The sequence below is a fragment of the Kurthia gibsonii genome, assembly GCF_006539985.1.
In the GTDB taxonomy this organism is placed as follows: domain Bacteria; phylum Bacillota; class Bacilli; order Bacillales_A; family Planococcaceae; genus Kurthia; species Kurthia gibsonii.
Genome location: NZ_BJOB01000068.1, coordinates 1 through 8,096 on the forward strand (window position 1 = coordinate 1; position 8,096 = coordinate 8,096).

The 8,096-nt window shown below is 37.7% G+C and carries 8 protein-coding genes; 7 read left to right on the forward strand and 1 reads right to left on the reverse strand.

The genetic code is table 11. The features are described from left to right. Positions 1-594: 594 nt before the first annotated feature. Entirely contained in the window at positions 595-1,635 is a 1,041-nt protein-coding gene (locus KGI01_RS12795) for a nuclease-related domain-containing protein (RefSeq protein ID WP_170214794.1), read from the forward strand. Here the strand turns inward: KGI01_RS12795 and KGI01_RS12800 are convergent. After that, entirely contained in the window at positions 1,602-1,988 is a 387-nt protein-coding gene (locus KGI01_RS12800; RefSeq protein ID WP_141275005.1) for a hypothetical protein, read from the reverse strand. The genes KGI01_RS12795 and KGI01_RS12800 overlap by 34 nt on opposite strands. A gap of 261 nt (positions 1,989-2,249) precedes the next feature. Between KGI01_RS12800 and KGI01_RS12805 the strand changes: the two genes are divergently transcribed. The 6 genes from KGI01_RS12805 to KGI01_RS12830 all read left to right on the forward strand — a co-directional run bounded on the left by KGI01_RS12805 (position 2,250) and on the right by KGI01_RS12830 (position 7,975). Then, the gene (locus KGI01_RS12805) at positions 2,250-2,729 is read left to right on the forward strand and encodes a sigma-70 family RNA polymerase sigma factor (RefSeq protein WP_141275006.1); all 480 of its coding nucleotides are present in this window, start codon (positions 2,250-2,252) and stop codon (positions 2,727-2,729) included. Positions 2,730-3,033: 304 nt separating this feature from the next. Further along, on the forward strand, positions 3,034-4,176 hold the full coding sequence (gene tnpB, locus KGI01_RS12810; protein WP_141275007.1) for an IS200/IS605 family element RNA-guided endonuclease TnpB: 1,143 nt from the start codon (positions 3,034-3,036) through the stop codon (positions 4,174-4,176). Positions 4,177-4,347: 171 nt separating this feature from the next. Next, positions 4,348-5,310: an Ig-like domain-containing protein gene (locus KGI01_RS12815; RefSeq protein WP_141275008.1), complete on the forward strand. Its 963-nt coding sequence runs from the start codon at positions 4,348-4,350 to the stop codon at positions 5,308-5,310. 121 nt (positions 5,311-5,431) lie between these two features. Further along, the gene (locus KGI01_RS12820; protein ID WP_141275009.1) at positions 5,432-6,673 is read left to right on the forward strand and encodes a hypothetical protein; all 1,242 of its coding nucleotides are present in this window, start codon (positions 5,432-5,434) and stop codon (positions 6,671-6,673) included. Positions 6,674-6,803: 130 nt separating this feature from the next. Next, positions 6,804-7,553 carry an SH3 domain-containing protein gene (locus KGI01_RS12825; RefSeq protein ID WP_141275010.1) on the forward strand — a complete coding sequence of 250 codons (750 nt, stop codon included), beginning with the start codon at positions 6,804-6,806 and terminating at the stop codon, positions 7,551-7,553. Positions 7,554-7,576: 23 nt separating this feature from the next. After that, positions 7,577-7,975 (forward strand): hypothetical protein, encoded by a 399-nt coding sequence (locus KGI01_RS12830; protein ID WP_141275011.1) that lies wholly within the window; start codon positions 7,577-7,579, stop codon positions 7,973-7,975. Positions 7,976-8,096 lie beyond the last annotated feature (121 nt).

The following is an 8,096-nucleotide window of genomic DNA, read 5'->3' on the forward strand; positions in this document are numbered from 1 at the left end:
GTTTCGTCGGTCGAATGTTCGAATGCACATTAGAATAGTCAACTGAAGTTCTAGCTACTCAAAAGCCTTGAAGAAAGTACGGAGAGTGAGTAGCTCAGGCAGTTGGGCGAGTGGCCCATTTTCGCCCTCGAATGTCCCGCTCCGAGCGCCGAGTGCCCCAACTCCCTCAGCAAATGACCCATTTCTGCCCTCGAATGTCCCGTTTGCACGTGCGAGTGACCCGAACCCAGCAACGAGTGCCCCAACTCCCTCAGCGAGTGACCCGTTTCGCCGGTCGAATGTTCGAATTCACATTGAAATAGTCAACTGAAGTTCTAGCTACTCAAAAGCCTTGAAGAAAGTACGGAGAGCGAGTAGCTCAGGCAGTTGGGTGCGAGTGACCCATTTTCGCCCTCGAATGTCCCGTTTGCACGTGCGAATGACCCGAACCGAGCGCCGAGTGTCCCAACTCCCTCAGCGAATGACCCATTTCGTCGGTCGAATGTTCGAATTCGCCAAAACAACTCAACTCAAGTCCTCAAAACTTTTGCAAAAGAAGGCAAAGTTCTTAAACGATGGGGAAATACACATATGTTTTTAGATAGATGAATGCTTTTGGCTAAATTTGAAGCTCATTTTCTAAAAAAGCGGTTTTGGTATTTTGAGATGAATGTCTTAAGATGGAAAAAAGGGGGATTTGATATGATTCAGAAAAGTTTTATACCAAATATCCGAATTGCTAGTTGGCGAAAATTGAATGCGCGTCTAAAAAATGAATCAGTCCGTCTACGTGTTGAAAAGGATTTGGCGCAAATGGAAGCGGGGGATTTCGGGGAGCGGGTGGTTGCGAAACATCTGGATCGCTATCGTCATGCGGAAAATATTCATATTTTTCATGATGTAATGTTAGATTGTGATGGATTTTTTCAAATGGATTTTTTAGTTTTAACAGAAAGTTGTATCATCCTTTTGGAAGTGAAAAATATATCAGGTACTATTTATTTTACTAAAAACCCACAACAATTAATTCGGAAAATTGAGGGGCAAGGGGAACAAAAATTAAGAAGTCCAGAAGTACAAGTCGAGAAGCAAATTTATAAAATGCGTGAATGGTGTATGCGACGTGGACATGAAATACCAATCTATGGAGCAGTTGTTTTTCCTACTTTAACAAGTATTGTGGATGGTTCGAACACAACAGCTACTTTACTTGATTTATACGAAATTGAAAATTATATTCTGAAAAACATGCAACAACATGCTCCTCATCTAGCTATGGATTCGTTAATTTTAAAATTAAAAAACGGTCAAAAATTGTATGAACCCTATGATTTAAGTGCCTATTATAAATTTGAATTCGCTGATTTACATACAGGATTTTTATGTCCTTATTGCTATAATTTCATGAAAAAATTAAATACAAGAACATGGCAATGTCCAGCGTGCCAGCAATTTAGTCGACAAGACGTGCTTGCTGATTTGAAAGAGTATTTTTTATATTTTCCAAAACCCGCTCATAAAAAAATCTTAAAAGCATGGTTAAGCGATTTATCGAGCAGTCGCTTTAAAAGAAGTTGGCAAAAGTTAGATTTACAAGTTCAATATCATCATCGTAAAGCGTTTTATAGTTTGAAAAATGAATCTACCCACCCCTGAATCGTCGCTTTCGGTACGTCAAACTGGCGTGCTGCGTATCCAAGCGAGTGAGTTTTCGCGGCAGTTGTCACAAGTTTTCGGTAATTCGCTGTCGTCTTTTGGATCACGTCGAGTCCACCGTCATGTCGCGTCGTTACGTGGCATGTCTGGCAGCGCTCGTAGTACATGGTCAATCTGATTGTGATCGTCCCGTACTCATAGGTGTACGAGTGGCGAATGTCCTGTTCCTTTTGATGATGAAGATGTCGCTTTCCACCACATGGACATATTTTGTCTCTTTTTGGTGTCGCATAGAGTACGTCGTCGATGAAGTCCAATTGAAATGTCAGTGGTATATTAAAAAATGTATGCATAAAAAAACTCCCCTTTTTCGAAAATAAGCTCTTTTTTCTTTCTATTTTCCTTCAATTTCAGAAAAAGACCTATTCAAAAAAGTGCGTACGAAAAGTATGGGGAAATGATGGGGAAATAGAGGTTTTTCAAGGATTTCCCCACCATATACATACGAAAAAATTCATTCGGAAAACGTCGTTTCGCCAACATTCGCACATTTTAGTAAGCTAGGTGTACCCAAGGGAATACAAGCATGGTCGACTGTGAGAAGCGAGTATGAGATGACGTTTGAAGCGATGTTAGAGAAGTTGGAGCCGATGATTTCCGCGCACATGCGCAAACTGCATATTTATAAGGAGCATGAGCAATTTCGCCAGTCTGCGCGCGTAGCCATCTGGCGTGCGTGGCAACGTTTCGATGCGGAAAAGGGCGATTTTGAACCGTATGCATTCCAGACAATTCGCGGTGCATTACTCGATGAATTGAAGATGAGCGCGCGTTACGAGGAACGATTCGTGCCAACAGAAGATGATGCCCTGTATGAGCAAATTCAAGGGGAAGGGTGCCAGCGTACACGCGACTTCGTGGAATTCCTAGCACCCCACACAACACCCGAAGAATGTATGATTCTCCACGCCTATTATATCGAGGGGTACGATCACACCGAGATTGCCGCAATGCTTGGCATGAGTCGCGCCGCCCTACAAAAGAAGAAAAGCCGCCTGTTGATACGCCTTCGAAAAGAGATGAGCCGACCATAAGAAAAAGCCGCGATTTGCGGCTTTTTTGTTTGGAATCGCATAAAAATACGATGCTGTTTGAAGTAATTACTTAAATAACAAATATAAATAATATATTTTTAACATCGTTTCGGTAGAATTCCCCCATCTTCTATAAGTGGGGGATGAATACCGTTTAGTTTGAGGGTTACCGTTGGTGACTCGAAAAACGGATATAAAGGTCTTATCGCCTTTTTCTTTTAGCCTAGATGAGAACAAATGTTTCTTTTTGTTAAAATAAGGTATAATAAAATCAAGAAATCATCTTAAAAAGGAGGTAAACCTTATGGAACAATTGAAAGCCTACAAATTCAGAATTTACCCAACAGAAGAACAGGAGTTATTCTTTGCGAAGACGTTCGGTTGTGTCCGTAAGGTGTACAACCTTATGCTAGATGATCGAATGAAAAATTATGAAGAATCCAAACGCGATGGATCCAAAAAACAAAAATTCCCGACACCTGCAAAATACAAGACGGAATTTCCCTTTTTGAAAGAAGTCGATAGTTTAGCTTTAGCTAATGCACAACGTAACTTAGAAAAAGCCTATAAAAACTTCTTCCGCGATCAATCGGTTGGATTCCCTCGTTTCAAAAGTAAGAAAAACCCGATACAAAGCTATACAACGAACAATCAAAAAGGCACGGTTGCATTGATTGACGGTAAATTCCTCAAAATTCCGAAGCTAAAATCATTGGTCCGAATCAAGCTACATCGCCAACTGAAAGGTGAAATTCGTTCCGCGACCATCACACGTCATGCAAGCGGTATATATAAAATTTCATTGTTAGTGAAAGAGGAAATTAGGGCATTGCCAAAAACTAATTCAGCTATCGGCATTGATTTAGGCATTACTGATTTTGCGATTCTTTCAAACGGTCAAAAAGTCGATAATCACCGCTTTACGTTGAAAATGGCTCAAAAATTGAAACGTGAACAACGTAAATTGGCGAAAAGACGATTAGTAGCCAAAGAAAAGGGAATCGATCTCATCGATTCCTTGAATTATCAAAAGCAAAAACGGAAAGTAGCGAAGCTCTATGATAAAATCGTCAACCAGCGCGAAGATTTTCTTCATAAATTAAGTACAGACATCATCAAAAATCACGATGTCATCTGTCTTGAAAAGCTGAATACCAAAGGGATGATGAAGAATCATAAGTTAGCGAAAAGTATTGCCGATGTATCGTGGTCGAGCTTCGTTCAAAAGTTACAATACAAAGCCGATTGGTACGGCAAGAGCATTGTACAAATTGATACATGGTTCCCTTCTAGTCAGCTCTGCTCGCATTGTGGGCAGAATGACGGAAAGAAAGGTCTTTCGATTCGACAATGGTGTTGTACGAATTGTGGTACACAGCATGACCGTGACATCAATGCGAGTATCAATATTCTTAATGAAGGATTACGACTTCAGACGTTGGGCTAACAGCCTATACAAACCGTAGGAACTACGGGGTTCGCTCGGTCAAATAAGAGAAACCGCTGCAAGTAAAGAAATACACTTGCAAGTACGCTCTATTCCCAAGAAGCTCCCACTTCAAGCGTGAAGAACCGCAAGGTTTAGCTAAGTGGCGAGTAGTTCACATATCGTTTTACGATGACAGTCGTAGACAGTAAGACTACAGAAATTGAGCCGAATGATGGTTCTGAACTTGCGATGGCGATTAAACCAACACAAAAACCTATCACAGCACAACTTAGTTGGAGTGACAGTACGGATTATTATAAAGTAAAATTAGACCAAGCAGGTTTACTAAATGTTAAAATGACAGCGTACATGGATAGGATGTATGTACAAGTTTTTGATTCTGACTTATATGAAGTCGAAAGTTGGAGTAATTATTATGGTGGTTCTGAGCTTTCAGGTAAGGTGAAACAAGATGGATACTATTTAGAAAAAGGAATCTATTATATAAAAGTTTCAAAAGCTTATTTTACTGCTAGTACTGGTAAATATAAAATCGAAACAAAGTTTTCTAAAACATCTAATAATGAAAAAGAGCCGAATAATGGGCTTGAACAAGCTCAGAAAATCAAGCCGAATGTACAATCTGTGACGGGTTTAATTAGTTGGAATGATTCGTCTGATTTTTATAAAGTAGATGTTTCAAAAACAGGTGTATTGAATGTTCATATGACAGTTTATCAAAATAAGGATATCAAAATTTATGATCGAGATGGTGATACACTACTGGATCGTTGGATTTTTAAATCGAGTAATACAAGTTCTGATAAATGGTCTACATCTTTAAATGTCAAAAAAGGAACGTACTATATTCAAATTTATGGTAATACAGGTCTTTATAAATTAAATGTAAAAGTACCTGAGATGTTACCAAAATCTCCAAAAGCCAAAGCCACGAAAACAAAAGTGACAGGTACAACGTATGCGAACAGCAAAGTAACCGTCAAAATCGGCAATAAAAAATATACAGGCAAAAGTAATAGCAAAGGTGCATTCAGCATCAAAATCCCAACACAAAAAGTAAAAACAAAAGTCTATGTATCCGTTACGACAGGTGCAGGAACGAGTAAAACAACTAAACTACAAGTAAAATGAGCCGCGTATGCGGTTCTTTTTTGTATTTCAAGCTCTAATCTTGTTAATTTGTAATATAATGGTTATTTTTGTAATAATTTTGATATAATGAAATAGCAAAATAATGAAGGAGAGTTGAAAAATGTTAGATGAACAAATTTATTCACAAGAAGAATTAAAAGAAAAGGTTCGTACGTTATTAAGCGAAGAAAAAATAAGTGTATTACGATTTATTGAGCAAGGAAAAGACGTGCATTGGCTAATGATGTGGCTCAAAGAAAGAGTCGATGAAAAATTACAGTACATAGATATACATTTAGAAAGATATAAAGAAGAAGAAATCAAAAAGGAAGAAATCCGAAACTTTATTGAATATATCATTCTAGAACAGCAAAGAAATAAGCGGAAAATGACATATACAGTAGCAGGGCTTGTATTATTTGTGTTGATAATCGGTAGCATTATTACGGCAATGTTTGAATCTGATGAATCTGCACGAATAAAGCCAAATGAAGAAGAAACGACACTGGCGAATTCTCTAAATCGTGAACCACAAGAAGATTCAAAAAGCAGCATTGTGAAAACAGATGACAATCAAAAAGAGGAATCAAAAGATAAGAAAGAACCAGTGAAGAAGGAAGAACCGAAAGACAAGAAAGAACCAGTGAAGAAGGAAGAATCGAAAGACAAGAAAGAATCAGTGAAGAAGGAAGAACCGAAAGACAAGAAAGAGCCAGTGAAGAAGGAAGAATCGAAAGACAAGAAAGAGCCAGTGAAGAAGGAAGAGACTGCGAAAGACGAATCCAATTCATCTAATAAAATAGAAGATACAACAGCGAAAGCAGAAGAAACGAAAAAAGAGTCGAATTCAGACAAAGAAAAAGACAAAGAAAAAGACAAAGAAAAAGACAAAGAAAAGGACAAAGACAAAGCTTCTGATGATGAAAAAGGTTGGTGGCAAAAATTTATAGACTTCATCAAGTCATTATTTGGTATGGATGATTCGGATGAAACAAAAGACTCTGCCGCTAAAGCAGAAGATAAAAAAGCTGAGAAACAAAAAGAGAAAGAGAAGGCACTAGAAGAGAAGAGAGCTGAGAAAGAAAAAGCATTAGAAGAGAAGAGAGCTGAGAAAGAAAAAGCATTAGAAGAGAAAAGAGCTGAGAAACAAAAAGCATTAGAAGAGAAAAGAGCTGAGAAACAAAAAACGCTAGAAGAGAAGAAAGCAAAAGAGAAAGCATTAGAAGAAAAGAAAGCTGAGAAGGCAAAAGAGAAAGAAGAAGACAAAGAAACTGAAGAAAAAGGTTTCTGGGCGAGTATCGCAGATTTCTTTAAAACCCTATTTGGAATGAACGACGAACCGAAGGAGAAAGAAAAAGAATAAAGCATATCAAGGAGTGTCCACATAAGACACTCCTTTTATATATTTTACATGTAAAAATTAGTAAAAAATGATTATATAAGGGTATAATTAATAGGTATACATATGTGTTTAATCAAAGGAGGCAATACAATTGAATCAGTTTACGAAATGGACAATGGGAACAGCGCTAGCATTTACCGTATGCGCACCAGTTATGACGCAAACAGCAACAGAGGCAGTTGCGGCTAGTAAACAAGCGACAGTCAAAGTTTCAGCAGCTAGTATTTATAAAACACCGAGTAAAAAAGTGAAGTATGGTGTGGTGAAAAAAGGAACGAAATTAACATACACATCAAAAGGTGCGATTTGGACAAAAGTGAAATATAAAGGAAAAACAGGTTATATTTTAACAAAACAGCTTTCCTATATCTCTTCCCAAACAGCTCTCTATTTAGAATATGACAAATACGGTAAACAATTAAAAGAAGCCCAAAAAGTACTGCTAAAAGAAGCCCAAAAAGTACTGCATACGTGGGAAAAGGAAGGTAAAGTCAAAGATATCTATGCGGAGGGTTATATTGTCTTCCAAGACGCCGTAGCAGATGTTGATGCAGAAATTGGAGATTCCAAGCTAACAAAAGCAAATAAAGCCAAGTTACGTGCGAAATATATTCAACCAGCAGAAATAGAGTTACAGCGTTTATGTGGTATATATAATATGTGGAATTTATATACACAAACAGAAAAACGCATGAATAATTTTAATTATACATCAGCTCAAAAATCGTACGATCAATCAATCACGACGCTAGCAGAAACAGAAGCTTATATTTTAGAGAAAAAGCTTCAACCAATTCAACCAAAAATGAAAGAAGTATTAAAAAACGCCAAGCCACATTAGAGCGCCGCTTTAGTTATTCTACATTGAAAGAGATGGGAGGTAGTTTAAGTAATGATGTACGTTACCTTCAAGGAAATGAACGTGATACGTATTTGAAAAAGCATACAAATGGTGTGATTACTACAGACTTTGAAGATTCTTTATTTTTCGTGAACATCGGGAACAGTATTCGTACGGGAGAATTTAAAAAACTAACCTTCACATTAGCAGCAGGTGAATATTGGAATACACATACGAGCAATAATGATTTTTTAGCGAAAGTATATCTACAATATGGTGAAGATAATAGAGTATATGTATTAACAGAAGGTTCAGATTCCATACAGGTCACATTTAATATAGAGTCATATAAATATGGACTTAATTTAAGTGGTAATACAAATCGTGATATCATCATCTCCAACGTTCGTTTCTGGCGCTAAAATGAGAGTCGAATATGCGGCTCTTATTTTATTATTCAAATTCAAAGTGAGAGATTCCCTTTCGCGCGCGGAATAGTCCCTTTCAAAGTGAGAAATTCCCTTTCGCGCGTGGATTAGTCCC

What these genes read in the sequence shown, in the direction of transcription:
- KGI01_RS12815 (WP_141275008.1), top strand. Translation starts at nt 4,348, where the DNA reads ATGACAGTCGTAGACAGTAAGACTACAGAAATTGAGCCGAATGATGGT.
- KGI01_RS12805 (WP_141275006.1), top strand. Translation starts at nt 2,250, where the DNA reads ATGACGTTTGAAGCGATGTTAGAGAAGTTGGAGCCGATGATTTCCGCG.
- KGI01_RS12820 (WP_141275009.1), top strand. Translation starts at nt 5,432, where the DNA reads ATGTTAGATGAACAAATTTATTCACAAGAAGAATTAAAAGAAAAGGTT.
- tnpB (WP_141275007.1), top strand. Translation starts at nt 3,034, where the DNA reads ATGGAACAATTGAAAGCCTACAAATTCAGAATTTACCCAACAGAAGAA.
- KGI01_RS12800 (WP_141275005.1), bottom strand. Translation starts at nt 1,988, where the DNA reads ATGCATACATTTTTTAATATACCACTGACATTTCAATTGGACTTCATC.